This is a genomic window from Pseudomonas sp. NBRC 111123, assembly GCF_001320205.1.
GTDB lineage: Bacteria > Pseudomonadota > Gammaproteobacteria > Pseudomonadales > Pseudomonadaceae > Aquipseudomonas > Aquipseudomonas putida_J.
Genome location: NZ_BCAZ01000049.1, coordinates 1 through 17,000, shown reverse-complemented (window position 1 = coordinate 17,000; position 17,000 = coordinate 1). Strand labels below are relative to the sequence as shown.

Genomic DNA, 17,000 nt, shown 5'->3' with positions numbered 1-17,000 from the left:
CATCTGCTGGGTTTGAAAGTGCCGGGGGCGCGTTGCGCCCCGTTCCGACCGGTCCGGCGCCCCGGCAAGGCCTGCGTCGGCGTTTGCCGTGGGGGCTCGGCCCTCACCTGGGGCGCGAGCGGCTGGAGCAGTTGTCGCACCGTGCGGCGGCGGCGATGGGTTGGTCTGAGACGCGGCGGCAGGAGGAGCTGAAGCACTTTGAAGAGGACACTGCGCGGGTGTATCGCCAGCGCTAGAGATGCATCAAGGCTGCAGGCCTCATCGCGGATAAATCCGCTCCTACAGGGATCGCGTAACCCTTGTAGGAGCGGATTTATCCGCGATAGGGCCAGAACAGCTAAACGCTATCGCCTTGGTAATCCCGAACGGGTCAGCAAGGCATCCAGCACCACCTCGCAGGCCGCCCCCCAGCTGGCACTCGCCGGCTGATGCATCAGCACTGCCAAGCCATCGGCAGTAAAGGTCCCGGGCGTGGCGATCGCCTGCCCCAGGGCCTTCAAGGTGGACGCCGGCTGGTGCTGCGCGCAGGTCACGCAGTCCTGCATGTTGCCCAGTACCAAAGCACGCGCCTCAGCCGCCGGCAGGCCCTTGTCGGTCAGCCACTGCTGCAGGTCATGCAACAGGAAGTAGAACCAGCCATTCATGCACGCTGCCACCGTGGCCAGCTCGAATGCCGGCTCATCCTGCACCACCACCAAATTACCCAAAGGCCCCAGGGACTGCTCGGTCAGCGCGTCCGCCGGGCAAACCACCACGGTGGACTGGTTGTACTGCGCCGCATACGACAGCATCACCCGCACGCAATGCGCGCCAGGGAAGGCCGTGGCCAGCAGCGCCAGGCTGACCCCGGCGGCCAGCGATACCAGGCGCTGGCCGGGGCGCAGGCGCACCTCGCTGGCCAGCTGCCCCAGTGAGTCCGGGCGCACGCCGAGGATCACCAGGTCAGCCTGGTCGACCACCGCCTGGTTGCTCGGCAGTACCTCACAACCGTGCTCGGCCGCCAGCACCTCGGCGCGCTGCGCGTTACGTGGCGACAAGTAGAGCTTGCCCCCGAACCCGCTGCGGCGCAGGCCGACCACCACTTTTTCGGTCAGCTCGCCGACCCCGAGAATACCCAGGCTATGCATGTTGCCTCCTTTTCAGCTTTCCAGGCCCGCGCGGCGCTGGCCCCAGTGCAGGTTCAGGTTGACCCCGACACTCAGCAGCGGTTCCGGCGGGTTGCGGTTGGGCCCGTCGGAGCGAAGCAGGAAGCCGATCAGTTCGTCGCGCTCGCCGCTCAGCCAGTAGGCCAGCAAGGTATCGGTGGCGGTACCGCGGGTGATGCCCAGGCCGTTGCAGCACAGTGCCGCGTGCACGTTCGGCGCCCGGCACGGTCCAGGTAGCGCTGTTGGTCTCGGCCATTGGCATTGAAGCTGAAGCTGTTGCGTACCAGCAGGCGCTGGTCCGGGGTGCGCCGCAAGCTGGGTGCCGGGGGTGTACAGCGCCTTGCGGTAGAAACCGGTGCCGAAGTGTTCGGGCAGGTCGCGGGTGTCGATCATTTCATAGGCTTGGCCGAGCTTGTCGAGGCTGCTGCGATAAGCCTCCAGCACCGCCAGCCCCTTGTCTTCGACCGCGGCCTGGTACTTGCCGTCCGGGCGGATCTGGCAGTCGATGCCGTGTGGGTTGATCAGCCCGCGCAGGATCGACTGGGCGCGCAGGTTGAGCTTGGGCTTCATCCGCGTGGTGGCCAGATCGCCAATGTCATCAGGGGCGCCGATGTCGTGGGGCAGGTCGATGGCAAAGCCGGAGTTGCGCCCCGAGGCGCCGAAGCCGACTTCCTGCGCCTCGACCAGGATGATTTCATCGTCAGGGTGGTGAAGCGCCAGTTGCCGCGCCGCGGCAAGGCCAGTGAAGCCCGCGCCGAGCACCACCCAGCGCGCCTCGCTCCGCCCCGGTGCGCGGCGCGTGGCTGGCGCTTTGGGCTGAGGTGGAACCAGCCGCAACCGTTGTCGTCCGCGGGGGTAGAGGTGTTTCTGTACATGGGGGTTTTATCCGTGTTGTTTTCTCCACTATCGCATCGGGGGTGGCGAGGGGCATATAACGCGAGGGACGGGAGTTGGGCCAATGGCCTCATCGCAGGCCGACTCACACACACCCAAGTGGCGTCGACAAGCTGAATAGCGCCTCGTGTTTCAGACCGTGTCCATTGCAGGCACGTTACTCCCAACGGCTCGCTTCCTACTCGTTACTTCTGGAGTGGATTCATTTTTGACTAATCAAGAACTATCAGGTCGCCGCGTATGGCTGCATTCTCTGCAGGGTGACTACTATTGTTTTCTAACAGTCTCTTCATGTCGGTAGCGGTGTTGCCAATATAGTTAAGGTATGAAGATCTGCTGGGAGCGCCTATGGTGACCGTGGACGGTATATGGTAATCATAGGTTGCCATGTGAATGCCGACGCTGATGAGGTCTATGCTTGAGTTTCTAGAAGTAGATGGTGGCATTTTTTGGAGTTTGGCAATCAGCTTCTTGCCTTTGTTGACATGGTTTATGATTTCCTTTGGTGCCCATGAGTAATGACTTTCTTTGAGTTTTTCGGTGTTGAGGGTTTGCCTCTTGTTGTCGATGGTTATTTTTTCTTGTGGTGTCATTGCCTTGCGTTTGGTGGAGAGTGCTTTCAAAGTATTTGCTTTGATTAAACGCTGTTTTGGGTTGCTGGTTTTCACGTGTCCTGTTGGGTCTGTATGATTGATGGGGTCTCCTGAGCAATAAGCATAGGCGTTGACGCCACCGCGCTGAAACGGGCTAGAACTGTCTGGTGATGCAAAACGCATTAATGGGGGGGAGTATGAACGATAGCCATTGCCTAGAGAGTAAAGGTGGCTTAAAGGCCACTGTAGCTGTCCGTTATAACCTAGGCTGGGGCGGGAGAACAGCTCCAGGACTCTACAACCATAGGGCGAGTAACATGTCTGTTGGTTGTTTGTCGTGTCGCTCAAGGTGGAGTTGTGAATGTCAACCGCTAGCAGTGTTGAAATCTCTGCGTGCTCTGCTAGCAGTGTGAGTTTGGATTGGAGTATGGTTGTATTGTTCTCGTTGCTAGTCAGGGTGTTTGGAAGTTCGCCTTGGTAGAAAATTCGAGAATTGCTTGCGGTGCGCATGGTGGGGGCCTGCTTGGGTCGAACGATTTGGACGACTCTGAAGCTTTGTAGAACTAAGGGCAACTATCAATATTGATAGTTTTGGCATGGCGCCCCGATCCAAACCATGCGGCTATCTTCAATTTTATCGCGCCGTAATCGTTTCGTGGGTGCGCTCGGTTGGCGCGCGGCGATAGAGCGGCCGTGGGGTACTGGGGTCGAGCTCGGTCAGCTTGCTGCCTGCCGGTACGAACCCGGCACGCTCGGCCAGGCGCTGGCTGGCGTGGTTGTCGATGTCGGTGGTCAGCCACACCGGGGCATCCACGGCGTCCAGCAGGCAGGTCAGCGCTTCGCGCATCAGGCCCTGGCCACTGCTGGCACGGTTCGCCCAATAGCCCACTTCATACTCGTCATTGCCGGGGCGCAGGCCGATGCAGCCGATCACGTCGCCGCTGTCTGCGGCCAGCACGAAATAGCGCTTTTCCTTGGCCGGGTCGAGGAACTCCTCGGCGCTCAGTTGCAGGCTGTCGCGCACTTCACTCAAGGTCCAGTCAGGCTTGGCCCAGGCCAGGAAGGGTTGATGCAGGGGGTAGCTGTCGATCAGCGCCTGTTGCAGCTGCTGGGCGAAGGCCGGGGTGGGGCGGACCAGCAAGGTGCGTGGAGTGGACAACGTACGGGGCAGCGTGGGGTAGGGCATGGTGGCCTTCCTGGCGAGTTGATCGGCGCATGTAAGCATACTTTTGTGTAGTCTGTGTTGACCCCGCGTGGTCCAGCCGATCATTCAATGGAAACTGAAGGTCACCTTATGTCCGATTACAAGCTGCATTGCTTCGCCGAATCCGGCAACGCCTACAAGGCTGCGCTGATGCTTGAACTCACCGGCCAGGACTGGCAACCGGTGTTCGTCGACTTCTTCAACGGCCAGACCCGCGAGCCGCAATGGCGCGACGAGGTCAACGAGCAAGGCGAAGTGCCTGTGCTTGAGCACGCCGGGCAGCGGCTGACCCAGTCGGCGCTGATTCTCGAATACCTGGCCGAGCGCACCGGCCAGTTTGGCCCGGGTGACGACAACGAGAAACGCGAGATCTGGCGCTGGATGCTGTTCGACAACCACAAGTTCACCAGCTACTACGCTGCGCTGCGTTTCCTGTTGTGCCTGAAGAAGACTGGCGAGACCGAGGTGACGGGCTTCCTGCGTGAGCGCGCCACGGCGGCGTACCGGGTTGTCGATGCGCACTTGGCGAAGACGCCGTTCATGGTGGGTGACCGGCTGACCATTGCCGACCTGTCGCTGGCGGGGTATGTGTTCATGCCGGAGGATACCGGGATCGTGTTGACCGAGTTCAGCCATATCGAGGCTTGGAAACAGCGAATTCAGGCAATGCCGGGGTGGAAGCACCCCTATGAGCTGATGCCGCGGACGGCGTAAGCCTGTACTGGCCTCTTCGCGGATAAATCCGCTCCTACAAGGCCGGTGTAGGAGCGGATTTATCCGCGATAGGCCGCCACAGGAAAAATCAGTAACGAACCTCAACCCCCACATAAGCCCCGATCCCATCCCCCGGCCAGAACGACGCGGTATCCAGTCCCCGCGCGTTGTACACCGGCGTCACAGCCGTCACGTACGCCTTGTTCGCCAGGTTCTTCAGGTCCAGCGACACCTTCCAGTTGCCCTTCGGCGCCTCATACCCCAGGTTCGCCCCCCAGATCGTGTACGACGGCGCATACAGGCTGTTGGCATAGTCCACCGCCGTGCGCGACGCTGATTGAACATTCACCCCGGTGTACCAGCCGCTGTGGTCCTGGTACTGCAACTCGCCCTGGTAGATATGCTTGGGCACACCCGGCAGTTGGTTGTCGCCGAAGGTGTCGTCATGCCGGTAGTAGAAATCGTTGTAGGTGTACGACTGGCGCCAGCGCACCAGGTCGCCCTGGGGGTTGTCCCACAGGCGCGTGTTGAGCCCGGCCTCGACACCCTGGTGGATGGTCGGCGAGGCATTGAACGCGCCGGTAACGGCCGCCGCGGTAGAGGTGGCGGGGATGAGCTGCACGTTCAGCAGCTCGTCGTGGATCCACGAACGGTACAGCGCCAGGCTGCCGTCGAAGATGCCGTGCGAACCCTTGATGCCGACCTCGAAGGTGTTGGCCTTCTGTTCCACCAGCGGGCGGATGTACGGCAGGGTCGGGCCGGAGCCGGAGTACTCCCATGAAGCGGGTGGGTCGATGCTGCGGCTGAAGTTGGTGAACACCTGCAGGTCGGGGCTGAACTCGTAGCGCAAGCCGATACGCGGGGCGACGCTCCAGTTGTCGTAGTCGACGTGCTGCGGGAAGGGGGTGGTGTTGGGGTTCACCGCGTAGTCGATGTTGACCTTGCGCCGTACGTTGATGAATGACACGCCACTGGTGAGCCACAGGTTGTCGACCAGGTTGATGTCGTTGCCCAGGGCGATTACCCGGTCGAACGAGTCCTTGTAGTTGACCTGCTTGAGCGACACTTTGTTGCCGTTGGCCGAATCCACCCCACCGCGCAGGTGCTGGGTCGAAGTGAAGGCGATGTTGCTGCGGCTCTCGTGGCCGAACAGGTAGTCGACGCGGTCATAGCCCAGCAGCAGGCCGAGGTCGTGCCAGTCCCAGTAGCTGGGGTTGCTCGGGCTGCGCGGGCTGTTGGTGTGGCGGTAGTCGTGGTACGACAGGCCGAAGGTCAGGCGTGCATCGTCGTCGAAGGTGTAGGTGGTCTTGCTGCCAACCCAGATGCTGCCCGGGCGGCGCGCACCGGCGCCACTGCTTTCGGCGGTAGCGCTGGCCCGGCGCGGGTGGTGCAGGGCGTTGTCGAGGGTGGTGGCGCTGGGGTCGTTGTGGGTTTCGTCGCGGTAGCGCAGCAGCAGGCGGGTTTCCAGCTTCGGGCTGAAGCGGTAGCCGGCGTTGGCGACAATGCCGGAGCTTTTCGACAGGCTGTAGTCGCGGTAACCGTCGTTGCGGTAGTTGTCGGCCTGCAGGTAGTAGTCTAGGTCGCCTTCGACGCCGCCGTAGCTGATGCTCTGCTTCTGGTAGTGGTAGCTGCCGGCCTCGGCGCGCACGCGCAGGCCGGGGGCGCTGTAGCCGCTGTGGTTGACGAAGTTGACCGCGCCACCGAGGGTCAGCGCGCCGTACTGGAAGGCGTTGGCGCCGCGCAGGATCTCGGTGTAGTTGACGCCGCTGGCGTTGAGGAATTCATACGGAGTGCCGCCGGGGCCGGTCAGCGGCAGGCCGTCGAAGAGGAACTTGATGCCTTCGCGAAAGTAGCCGGGCGAGGTGTTGGCACCAGAGCCACGGATCGAGATTTTCGCCGCGTCGTTACCGCCGGTGGACTGTACGAACACGCCGGGCTGGTAGGCGAGGGTGTCCTGCAGGGTGGCAGTACGGCCTTTGGCGACCTCTTCGCTGTCGACCACGCTGGTGCCGCCAGGCACTTCGGCGAGGGCGCTGGCAGCCTGTTGCACTTCAGTCTGCTTGGCGGCCTGCACGGTCACCGTGCCCAGGGTCGGGTCAGCGGCCAGTACCGTGGCCGGGGCCAGCAGGGCCGTGGCCACGGCCAGGCGCAGTGGAGGGAGTTGAATCGCACGCATCATTGTATTCCTTGAAAGTCATCGTAGGTCCTCGGCGTTCTATGGGAATAGTCAGGCCTGCCAAAACAGGTGTGAGCAGTTTCTGTGCCAGCTGGCAAAAGGCCGGAAAGTTGGGCGTTTGTCGGGTTGTTAAGTGTGTGGTGGTGAACGAAATAGTAAGTTTTGTTGTGCCTGTGTTGTGTTTCGAACAGCGCTGGTTATATCCAAATATCCAAATTAATCGGAGAGCCGTGTGGGAGCGGGTTTACCCGCGAATGCGGCAGTAAGCCCACCGCCGTATTCGCGGGTAAACCCGCTCCCACAGAGCTTGAGCCGCCTGGCTGTTGGTATTCCAACAGCGAGCGGGCAGTTTGTTTGCCTGGCAAATTTGGTTGTTTACCAATCCCCAGTAAATACGCACGTAAAAGGCTGGCACGACAACTGCAACAACACTTTATGTAGCCGTCTATATAAAGGGCCTGCTGTGCAGCCAAATGTCCGATTATTAAAGTCATGCCTGTTGGCCAGTGCGCTGTTAGTTGCCGCCTGTTCACCCGCCACGCCACCACCCACCCAGGGCACCCTGAAGGGCGAAGTGGTCAGCGAAGTGAATGGCGTGATGCGCTACCCGGCCAGCGACTTCGTCGAGCAGCAGGCCGGCCAGCGCGGCGGCACCTTGCGCGTGTCGGCTGCGGCTGACGCCGGCAGCTTCGATATCCATGCGTTGTCCAACGGCAACATGCAGTGGATGGGCCGCATTCTCTTCGACTGCCTGGTCTACCAGGCCGAGGATGGCACCCTGACGCCTTGGCTGGCCAAAAGCTGGGCGATCAGCGCTGACGGCCTGACCTACACCTTCCACCTGCGTGACGACGTCACCTTCAGCGACGGCGAGCGCTTCGACGCCGAAGCGGTGCGGGTCAACCTCGAACACATGCGCGACCCGAAGACCAAGTCGCCGCTGGCCGCTGCCTACATCGCACCCTACCTGCGCGGCAGGGTGGTCGATGCTTTCACCTTCGAGGCCACCTTGAGCGCGCCCTATGCGCCGTTTCTCGATGTACTCTCGCAAGCCTGGCTGGGGATGATCTCGCCGCGGCAGATCAAAGAGGCGCCCGCGACCATCGCCAACCAGCCGATCGGTACCGGGCCATTCGTGTTGACCGGCTGGGTGCGTGACCAGCGCGCCAGTTTCACCCGCCGCCCGGGCTACAACTGGGCGCCAGCGGCGATCAACCATCAAGGCGAGGCCTACCTCGACGGCATCGAGCTGAGCTACGTGCCCGAAGCGATGATCCGCTATACCTCGCTGGAAGCCGGCGACAACGACATGGCCCTGGACGCCCCGGCACAGAACGCAACGGCGATCCGCGCCAACCCGCAGCTGACCTTGCGCAACCGCATCCGCAAAGGTAACCCGGCGCGCAGCATCACCTTCAATGTCGAGCGCGTGCCGTTCGATGACGTGCGGGTGCGCCAGGCGGTGGCCAAGGCCATCGACCGCGACGGCCTGGCGTGGATCTCCGGTTTCGGCGAGTACCTGGCCAAGGGCGACTTTCTTGCCGTGAACACCCCCGGCTACGACCCGGTGGCGCGCGATGCGCTGGCCTTCGACCCCGCCGCAGCGGCGCGCCTGTTCGATGCCGCCGGCTGGAGCGGGCGTGATGCCGAGGGCTATCGCACGCGCAACGGCCAGCGCCTCGGGGCGACCTTGCTGACCTACGACAACCCGGCGTTCCCGGCCAATGTCTCGGTGGCGGCCCAGGCGGACCTGCGCAAGGTCGGCTTCGACCTGCGCATCGTGCTGCTGCCGATCAGCAAGGTCATGGAGCTGCGCTACCTCGGCAACTTCGATGCCCTGGGCGGCGGCTACTGGCACACCAACACCGCCGACGGCCTGTACATCCTTTATCACAGCCAGTCGATCCCCAGCGCGAGGATGATCGGCCAGAACGTTGGCCACTTCCGTGACGCCAGCCTCGACCAGTTGCTCGGCGAAGCCCGCCGCAGCACTGACCCCGCACAACGCCGCACGCTGTATCGCCAGGCCCAGCAACGCCTGGGTGAGACCGTGCCGGCGGTGCCCTCGGTGGAAAGCCAGATGCTGCTGGCCTACCGCAATGTGCTTGGCGGCGTGCTGTTCGACGGCTCGCACAACGTTCCGCTGTTCACCAGCGTGTGGCTGGACGCTCGAGCACAGCAAAAGGAGCAACCATGAACCTGCTACTGACCTTGTTGCGTCGCCTGCGCGACGGCGTGATCGTGTTGTGGGCGGCGGCGAGTCTGACCTTCCTCGGCATGCAGCACAGCGGTGGCGACACCGCCCTGGCCATTCTCGGTGGCCCGGACGCCATGCCGAGCGCAGCGATGCTGGCCCAGGTGCGCGCCGAATATGGCCTCGATCAGCCGCTGGGGGTGCAGTACGGCCATTACCTGCTGCGCCTGGCCCAAGGTGAGCTGGGCGAGTCGTACCGGCTGCGCATTCCGGTTGGCCAGGCGATTGCCGAGCAGGCCGGCGCGACGCTGGCCCTGGCCAGCAGTGCGGCCGTGTTGGCGGTGCTGCTGGCGCTGGCCTCGGCGCTGCTCACCGCCAACCGTGGGCGACGCCTGCGGGCGCTGGTATCGGGCATCGAACTGGTGCTGTCCTCGGCGCCCAACTTCGTGATCGGCACGGTGCTGCTGCTGGCTTTCGCCTTCTACTTCCATGTTTTGCCGCCGTCCGGTTCGAGCGGCTGGCGCTCGCTGCTGCTGCCCAGCCTGGCCCTGGCGCTGCCGATCGCGGCGGTTCTGGCCCAGGTGCTGCGCCAGTCGCTGGAGCAGGTGCTGGAGCAACCCTTCATTACCCAGGCCCGCGCCCGCGGCATGGGCGATACCGCGGTGCGCCTGCGCCATGCCTTGCGCCACGCCCTGGTGCCACTGGTGACCCTGGCCGGCTACGTGTTCGCCAGCCTGCTCGGCGGGGCCGTGGTGCTGGAACTGCTGTTTGGCCGGCAAGGCATCGGCCGCCTGATGCTCGACGCCACCGCCACCAAGGATGTGCCGCTGGTGCTCGGTGTGACCCTGCTGGCAGCGGCCATCTACGTGCTGGTCAACCTGCTGGTGGACCTGGCGACCCACGCCATCGACCCGCGCACCGCACGCCCCTGAATTCACGAGAAAGGAACCGTCATGAGTCAAACCCCGATTACCGATGCCGAACTGGATGAGCGCTTTGCGCCGTTGTACGCGCGCATCGCCGAAGGCGCGGTAGCCCGCGAGCAGCAGCGTACCTTGGCCCATGAACCGGTGGCCTGGCTGCGCGAAGCCGGTCTTGGCGCCCTGCGTGTGCCGCGCAGCCATGGCGGCCTTGGCGTGACCTTGGCGCAGCTGCTGCGCCAACTGGTGCGCCTGGGCCAGGCCGATTCCAACCTGCCGCAGATTTTTCGCGCCCACTTCGGCTTTGTCGAAGGGCGCCTGTCGTCCAATGATGCTGCGTCCCAGGACTACTGGTTCGCCCGCGTGGTCGCCGGTGAGCTGTGGGGCGCGGCCATGGCCGAGCGCACCGACAGCACCGGCAATACCGTGCAGCTCATTGAGGGCGAGGGCGGTTACCGACTGGAGGGTGAGAAGTACTATTGCACTGGCACCCTCTACGCCGACTGGGTCGCGGCCGTGGCCAACCACGGCGACGACTTCGTCAGCCTGGCGGTGCCGACCCGTGCGCAGGGCGTGGAGCGGGTCGATGACTGGGACGGCTTCGGCCAGCGCCTGACCGGCAGCGGTACCACGCGCTTCACCCAGGTGAAGGTGCAACCGCAGCATCTGCTGCGGCGTTTCGCCAAGGGCGAATTGCGCGCCGAATCGTACCTCACGGCGTTCTACCAGGCGGTGCACCTGGCAACGCTGGCGGGCATCAGCCGTGCGGTGCTGGCCGATGCCGTGGCCTTCGTCCAGGGCCGCACCCGCGCCTTTGGTGTGCCGGGGCAGTCACGGCCGGCCGCCGACCCGCTGGTGCAGGCGGTGATCGGCCGGCTGTCGAGCCTGGCGTTCGCCGCCGAGGCCCAAGTGACTGCCGTGGGCCAGAGCCTGCAAGCGGTGTTTGAAGCGGGGCAGCAAGGCGAGGTGCCTGAGCAGCTTTACACCGAGGCCGAAATCCAGGCGTTCCAGGCTCAGCAGATCGTCCTGCCGCAGGTGCTGCAAGCGTGCACCTTGCTGTTCGAGGTCGGCGGCGCCTCGGCCACCAGCAATGCCCGTCGCCTCGACCGCCACTGGCGCAACGCGCGCACCCTGGCCTCGCACAACCCGGCGATCTACCGCGAGCAGGCGCTGGGCGACTACTACCTCAACGGCATCAGCCCGGCCCAGGCCTGGCGCGCCCGCCATGCTGCCGCCAGCCAAGGGCAAGGCAGCGGCGACGAAGCCAGCGCGGTCTGAACAGGAGAACCCCCAATGACCACCAAACAGATGAGCCTGGGCATGAACATCCTGGGCTTTGGCTCGCACTCCGGCGCCTGGCGCCAGGGCGAGGCGGCGCTCGATGCCTATATCGACGTCAACTACTACCGCGACATCGCGCGCATTTCCGAGCGCGGTTGCCTGGACGCGATCTTCCTTGCCGATGGCCCGGCGTTGCCGCCGGATGTGTCCGCCCAACCCGGCGGGCGCCTGGAACCGACTGTGCTGCTCACCGCCGTGGCCGCCGCCACCGAGCGCATCGGCGTGATCGCCACCTGTTCCAGCACCTACAACGAGCCGTTCAACCTGGCCCGGCGCATCGCTTCGCTGGACCATATCAGCGGCGGCCGTGCAGCCTGGAACGTGGTCACCAATGCCGGTGACGCAGCGGCGCAGAACTTCGGCCTGGCGGGCGCGCCGCTGCATGTCGACCGTTATGGGCGTGCCGAGGAGTTCGTCGATGTGACCCTGAAACTGTGGGACAGCTGGGAAGATGACGCGGTCATCGGCGACCGCGCCGCCGGCCGCTTCGCCGACCCGCGCAAGGTTCATACCCTGGACTTCCAGGGCAAGCACTTTCAGGTCAAGGGCCCGCTGAACCTGCCGCGCTCGCCCCAAGGGCGGCCGGTGCTGGTGCAGGCCGGCTCCTCCGAAGGCGGCAAGGCACTGGGTTCACGCTATGCCGACGCAATCTTCACCACCCAGACCACCTTGGCCGACGGCCAGGCGTTCTACCAGGAGATGAAAGCCCGCGCCAAGGCCTGGGGGCGTGACCCGCAGCACCTGAAGATCATGCCGGGCCTGTCGACCGTGATCGGCAGTACCGAGGCCGAGGCCCATGCACGTTTTGACCAGCTCAATGCCTGGCATGGCGAGCATGGTCTGCTGCAGCAGGTGGCGGGGCGCATCGGCATCGATGCCAGCGAGCTGGACCCGGACGCGCCGTTGCCCTGGGAACGGATTGGCGCGGTGGCGGACTTCGAGCGGGGGTCCCATGGTTTTCTCGAAGCCCAGTTGAACCTGGCGCGCAGCGAGAACCTGACCATCCGCCAGCTGTCGCGGCGGATTCTGGTGGGGCATCGGTTGGCCGTCGGCACACCGGAGCAGGTCGCCGACACCCTGGCCGAGTGGTTCCTGGCGGGGGCGGGGGATGGCTTCAATATCATGCCCGACATGTTCCCGTCCGGTGCACGGGTGTTCGTCGAGGAGGTGGTGCCGTTGCTGCAAAAACGTGGGCTGTTCCGCACCGAATACACCGGCACCACCCTGCGCGAGCACCTGGGCTTGCCCAAGGCCCACAACCAGTTCGCTGCCTAGGGGCGCTTTGCGCACCAATCGCTGGCTTGCCGGCGATGGGTAGCAGAGCAGCCCCAGGACCTCAAACCCAAGACCCATTCATCAGGATGCACCCATGCGCTACCGCCCACTCGGCCACACCGACCTTAAGGTCAGCCTGCTCAGCCTCGGCACCATGACCTGGGGCCACCAGAACACCGAACAGGACGCCCACCAGCAACTGGACGCTGCCATCGCTGCCGGCATCAATTTCATCGACACCGCCGAGATGTACCCCACGCCCACCCGCGCCGAAACATGGACCACCACCGAGCGCTTCATCGGCAGCTGGATCAAAGCCCGCAGCAACCGCGACACGTTCATCCTCGCCAGCAAGATCGCCGGCCCGGCCCGTGACCCGGGTGGCCAGGCGCACATCCGCGATGGCCTGTCGCACCACGACCGCAAGAACATCGTCGCCGCCCTGGAAGGCAGCCTGCGCCGGCTGAACACCGACTACCTGGACCTCTACCAGCTGCATTGGCCCGACCGCAGCAGCAACTTCTTCGGCATCCGCGAATACCCCTACGTCGATGACCACCCGCAAACCGCCGCCATTGCAGAAACCCTTGCGGTGCTCGACGAGCAGGTCAAGGCCGGCAAGGTGCGCCATATCGGCGTGTCCAACGAAACCCCATGGGGGGTGGCGCAGTTTCTGCGGCACAGCGAAGACCAGGGCCTGGCGCGTATTGCCAGCATCCAGAACCCGTACAGCCTGCTCAACCGCCTGTTCGAGAACGGGCTGTCAGAGTTCAGCCACCGCGACGGCGTCAGCCTGCTGGCCTATTCGCCGCTGGCATTCGGGGCGTTGACCGGCAAGTACCTGAACGGGGCCAGGCCGCAGGGTTCGCGGTTGTCGTCGGTGTATCGCACGTTCAACCGCTATGGCAGTGACGAGGCCAACAGTGCCATTGGCAGCTATGTGCAGATTGCCCGGGAGCATGGGCTGACGCCGGCGCAGTTGGCCTTGGCCTTCGTGATCCGTCAGCCGTTCGTGGCCAGCGCGATCACCGGGCAGACCACCTTGCTGCAGTTGCAGGAGAACCTCGGTGCTTTGGAGGTGCAGCTCAGCGACGAAGTGCTGGCTGAGATCCAGGCCGTGCACCGCCGTATTCCCAACCCGGCGCCGTAGCCCGCATGGCAAGGGCTTCGCCCTTGTTCGCGGCTAAAGCCGCTCCTACAGGTTTTGTGCAGCCCCTGTAGGCGCGGCTTTAGCCGCGAAGAGGCCAGCACAGGCGATAAAGAAAGGACAGACATGAACGCGATTGCATTGACACCGACCACAGTGACCAGGCGGTGGCAGGTTCGCCCCGGCTTGACGCTGGCCTGGTCCATCCTGGCCCTGCTCCTGCTGGCCGTAGCCTTCCCTGATGGGCTCTCCCCAACCGACCCCTTGGCCGCCGATGCCCGCCTGGCCTACCTCCCGCCCAATACCCACTTCTGGCTGGGCACCGACGAAAACGGCCGCGACGTCCTTAGCCGGCTGATCCACGGCGCCCGCCCATCGCTCTCCATCGGCCTGGCCGCCACCTTGGTCGGCCTCGGTTTGGGCACTTCGCTTGGCCTGGTCGCTGGCCTGGCCCCGTCCTGGCTGGACAATCTGCTGATGCGCGCCGTCGATGTCCTGCTGGCCTTCCCCGACCTGCTGCTGGCGCTGGTCATCATCACCCTGTTCGGCCAGGGCACCAGCAACCTGATCCTCGCCGTCGGCATCGCCTCGGTCCCACGCTACGCCCGCCTGGTCCGCGCCCAGGCCCTGACCATCCGCCACGCCGGCTTCGTCGAAGCCGCCGTGACGCTGGGCCGCAAACGCTCGGCTGTGGTGCTGGCCCACGTACTGCCCAACGCCTTGCAACCTGTGCTGATCCTGGCCTGCATCGGCCTGGGCGGCGCCATCACCGCTGCCGCCGCGCTGAGCTTCCTCGGCTTCGGCGCACCACCGCCAGCGCCTGAATGGGGCGCGATGATGGCGGTGGCGCGCAACTTCATGGCCAATGCGCCCTGGCTGATGGCCTGGCCGGCATTGGCAATCACCCTGACTGTCATTTCCATCACCGTCATCGGCCGCGATTGGCTGCGCCGTAGCGAGGGCAGAACCCCATGAGCATCTTCGAAAAGCACCCGGCACCCTTGGTGGACATCCGCGGCCTGCGCGTGAGCTTCAACGGTGTGCCGGTGGTGCACGGCGTCGACCTGCAACTGCATGCCGGGCAATGCCTGGCGCTGGTGGGCGAATCGGGTTCGGGCAAGAGCGTCACGGCGCGTACCCTGGTCGGCCTCACCGGGCGTGGCGCTCAAGTGCAGGCACAGTGCCTGGCCTTTGCCGGGCAGGACTTGCGCCATCTCGGCGAAAACGCCTGGCAGCGTTTGCGCGGTGGGCGTATCGGCTTCGTCATGCAGGATGCGCTGGGCTCGCTCGATCCGCTGCGGCGCGTGGGTGCCGAGATCGAAGAACCCCTGCTGTTGCACACCGACCTGGCTGCCGAACAACGTCGCTTGCGGGTGCTCGAACTGCTGCGCCAGGTCGGCGTGCCGGCGCCCGAACTCCGTGCCCGGCAATACCCGTGGCAGTTGTCCGGCGGCCTGCGCCAGCGCGCGCTGATTGCCTCGGCCATCGCCTGCCAGCCGCGCCTGCTGATCGCCGACGAGCCCACCACCGCGCTTGATGCCACGGTTCAGGCGCAGATCCTTGACCTGCTGGAGCAATTGCGCGCGCGCGACAACAGCCTGCTGATGGTCAGCCATGACCTGGCGGTGGTTGCGCGCCTGGCCGATTGGGTGGCGGTGATGCGCCATGGCGTGGTGGTGGAGCAGGGCAGTGTCGAGCAGATCCTGCAGGACCCGCAGGACCCTTATACCCAACGCCTGCTGAGCGCAGCGCGGGCGGTGCACTTTCAGCGCCCGCTGGTGCCGGCGCTGGCGCTGGTGGAGGACACCGTGGACGAGCAACCCTTGGTGCTGGAAGCACGCGGCCTGAGCAAGGCGTTCGTCGGGCCGGACGGCAAGCCGCGTGAGGTGTTGAGCGATGTGTCCCTGCAGCTGCGCGCCGGGCAGACCCTTGGCGTGGTCGGCGAGTCTGGCTCTGGCAAGAGCACGCTGGGCCGCATCCTGCTGGGCCTGGAGCGACCGGAGCAGGGCAGTGTGCAGTTGGCCGGGCAGGACTGGCTGGCGCTTTCCGCCGCACAGCAGCGCCAGGCCCGGAAGGGGATTCAGGTGGTGTTCCAAGACCCGCTGGCCTCGTTCGACCCGCGTTATACCGTGTTGCGTGTGCTGGCCGAAGCGCTGGCCCAGGCCGGTGTACCGCGTGGTTTGCAGCGTACCGAGGCGGCTGCGTTGCTGGAGCGGGTGCAGTTACCGGTGGGGCTGCTCGACCGGCGCCCGCTGGAGTTGTCTGGCGGGCAACGCCAGCGCATCGCGATTGCCCGGGCGCTGGCCATGAAACCCAAGGTATTGGTGCTGGATGAGCCGGTTTCGGCGCTGGACGTGTCGGTGCAGGCGCGGATCCTGGCATTGCTGGCGGAGCTCAAGGCGGAGCTGAACCTGGCGTGCCTGTTCATTTCCCATGACCTTGGCGTGGTGGAGCAGGTGAGTGATCAGGTGCTGGTGATGCAAGGGGGCAGGGTGGTGGAACAAGGGTCGGTGGCGCAGGTGCTCGGGCAGCCACGTCATCCCTACACCCGAGCCTTGCTCGATGCGGTGCCGCATCTGCCGGCGGCGCGGCCTCGGTGGTTTGAACGGATTGCGGTATAAACCTGTGCGGGCCCATTTGCTCACTCCGGTCTGTAGGAGCGGGTTCATCCGCGATGAGGCCCGCCAGGAGTGAAGGCGCATCAGGGCCACCACGTGTGCGCCGGGAGGGTTGCTGCGCCTGTGAGAACGAGCGCCGCCCGCGCGGCGCATCGCGGATGAATCCGCGCCTACATTTGTTGCAACGTGCCGAACCTGTCAGGTCATGGTTGTCAGCCTTTGATGATCAGATCCAGATTGCATCCCAATGTGGATAGTCCCCGATTCTGCTTACCAGCCCTGCTCTGATGGGGTTGGCAACACTGTATCTCGCGGCCTTTACCACATCTTCTTCCCTGCGTAAGGCCCGGTCGTGATATCCGGCTTGCCAGACCGGGGCCGCAACGGTTCCTGCCTTACGCAATTCGTGGCTCGACCTTGCTTTGAAACGGCGCATCAGTGTGCTCAGGGTTATCGCTTTGAGTTCGATCAGCCAATGTATATGGTCAGGCATTACCACCCATGCCAGTGAGTGACAGCTGTTCTCCTGATCAGCAAGACGCAGGTGCCTGATTACGGTTCGAGCGCGTAGCAAATCCATGAACAGGGGGTGGCGGTTCTGCGTGACAGTTGTGAGCAGGTAGAGCCTGCCGGGCTCTGAACATCTGCCTCGGCGTAGCAGGCAACCTTTTTGTGGGGGCATGTTGGTCATCCATGAACGTGTGTTTTCCCTTTCAGCCTAGTTTGGTGGGAGGAGGTTCAGGTGCTGTATGGTTTGCAGATGTGTCGGTGATGTTCGG

General features: G+C 64.4%; 13 protein-coding genes and 1 pseudogene. 8 read left to right on the top strand and 6 right to left on the bottom strand.

Annotation, left to right across the window (positions count from 1 at the left end):
• Positions 1-344: 344 nt before the first annotated feature.
• The 4 genes and pseudogenes from APH27_RS21040 to APH27_RS21030 all read right to left on the bottom strand — a co-directional run bounded on the left by APH27_RS21040 (position 345) and on the right by APH27_RS21030 (position 3,818).
• A complete protein-coding gene (locus tag APH27_RS21040) occupies positions 345-1,127 on the bottom strand; it encodes an NAD(P)-binding domain-containing protein (RefSeq protein ID WP_060485814.1) in 783 nt (260 codons plus the stop codon).
• 12 nt (positions 1,128-1,139) lie between these two features.
• A pseudogene (locus APH27_RS21035) lies at positions 1,140-2,020 on the bottom strand (NAD(P)/FAD-dependent oxidoreductase).
• Positions 2,021-2,251: 231 nt separating this feature from the next.
• Complete coding sequence (locus tag APH27_RS26145; protein ID WP_082435223.1) at positions 2,252-3,142, bottom strand: RHS repeat-associated core domain-containing protein; 891 nt, start codon at positions 3,140-3,142, stop codon at positions 2,252-2,254.
• Between the two features lie 124 nt (positions 3,143-3,266).
• Positions 3,267-3,818: a GNAT family N-acetyltransferase gene (locus APH27_RS21030; protein WP_060485812.1), complete on the bottom strand. Its 552-nt coding sequence runs from the start codon at positions 3,816-3,818 to the stop codon at positions 3,267-3,269.
• Between the two features lie 108 nt (positions 3,819-3,926).
• Between APH27_RS21030 and APH27_RS21025 the strand changes: the two genes are divergently transcribed.
• A complete protein-coding gene (locus tag APH27_RS21025; RefSeq protein WP_027920404.1) occupies positions 3,927-4,550 on the top strand; it encodes a glutathione S-transferase family protein in 624 nt (207 codons plus the stop codon).
• Between the two features lie 88 nt (positions 4,551-4,638).
• Here the strand turns inward: APH27_RS21025 and APH27_RS21020 are convergent, their stop codons facing one another.
• A complete protein-coding gene (locus APH27_RS21020; protein ID WP_060485811.1) occupies positions 4,639-6,726 on the bottom strand; it encodes a TonB-dependent receptor domain-containing protein in 2,088 nt (695 codons plus the stop codon).
• Between the two features lie 499 nt (positions 6,727-7,225).
• On the opposite strand from APH27_RS21020, the gene APH27_RS21015 reads away from it, so the two are divergent.
• From APH27_RS21015 to APH27_RS20985, 7 genes are all read left to right on the top strand, one after another.
• Positions 7,226-8,923 (top strand): ABC transporter substrate-binding protein, encoded by a 1,698-nt coding sequence (locus tag APH27_RS21015; protein WP_371262729.1) that lies wholly within the window; start codon positions 7,226-7,228, stop codon positions 8,921-8,923.
• Positions 8,920-9,852: an ABC transporter permease gene (locus APH27_RS21010; protein WP_060485809.1), complete on the top strand. Its 933-nt coding sequence runs from the start codon at positions 8,920-8,922 to the stop codon at positions 9,850-9,852. The genes APH27_RS21015 and APH27_RS21010 overlap by 4 nt, the downstream gene beginning before the upstream one ends.
• A 21-nt stretch (positions 9,853-9,873) precedes the next feature.
• Positions 9,874-11,118, top strand: coding sequence for an acyl-CoA dehydrogenase family protein (locus tag APH27_RS21005; RefSeq protein WP_060485808.1), 1,245 nt, complete (start codon positions 9,874-9,876; stop codon positions 11,116-11,118).
• Positions 11,119-11,133: 15 nt separating this feature from the next.
• Positions 11,134-12,456 (top strand): LLM class flavin-dependent oxidoreductase, encoded by a 1,323-nt coding sequence (locus APH27_RS21000; protein ID WP_060485807.1) that lies wholly within the window; start codon positions 11,134-11,136, stop codon positions 12,454-12,456.
• Positions 12,457-12,550: 94 nt separating this feature from the next.
• Complete coding sequence (locus tag APH27_RS20995; protein ID WP_060485806.1) at positions 12,551-13,606, top strand: NADP(H)-dependent aldo-keto reductase; 1,056 nt, start codon at positions 12,551-12,553, stop codon at positions 13,604-13,606.
• A 123-nt stretch (positions 13,607-13,729) separates the two neighbouring features.
• Positions 13,730-14,578, top strand: a complete 849-nt coding sequence (locus APH27_RS20990) for an ABC transporter permease (protein WP_060485805.1) — start codon at positions 13,730-13,732, stop codon at positions 14,576-14,578.
• Positions 14,575-16,224 (top strand): ABC transporter ATP-binding protein, encoded by a 1,650-nt coding sequence (locus tag APH27_RS20985; RefSeq protein WP_060485804.1) that lies wholly within the window; start codon positions 14,575-14,577, stop codon positions 16,222-16,224. Before APH27_RS20990 ends, APH27_RS20985 begins: the two co-directional genes overlap by 4 nt.
• Positions 16,225-16,447: 223 nt before the next feature.
• Here APH27_RS20985 and APH27_RS20980 read toward each other — a convergent pair whose 3' ends face one another.
• Entirely contained in the window at positions 16,448-16,903 is a 456-nt protein-coding gene (locus tag APH27_RS20980; protein ID WP_060485803.1) for a transposase, read from the bottom strand.
• Positions 16,904-17,000 lie beyond the last annotated feature (97 nt).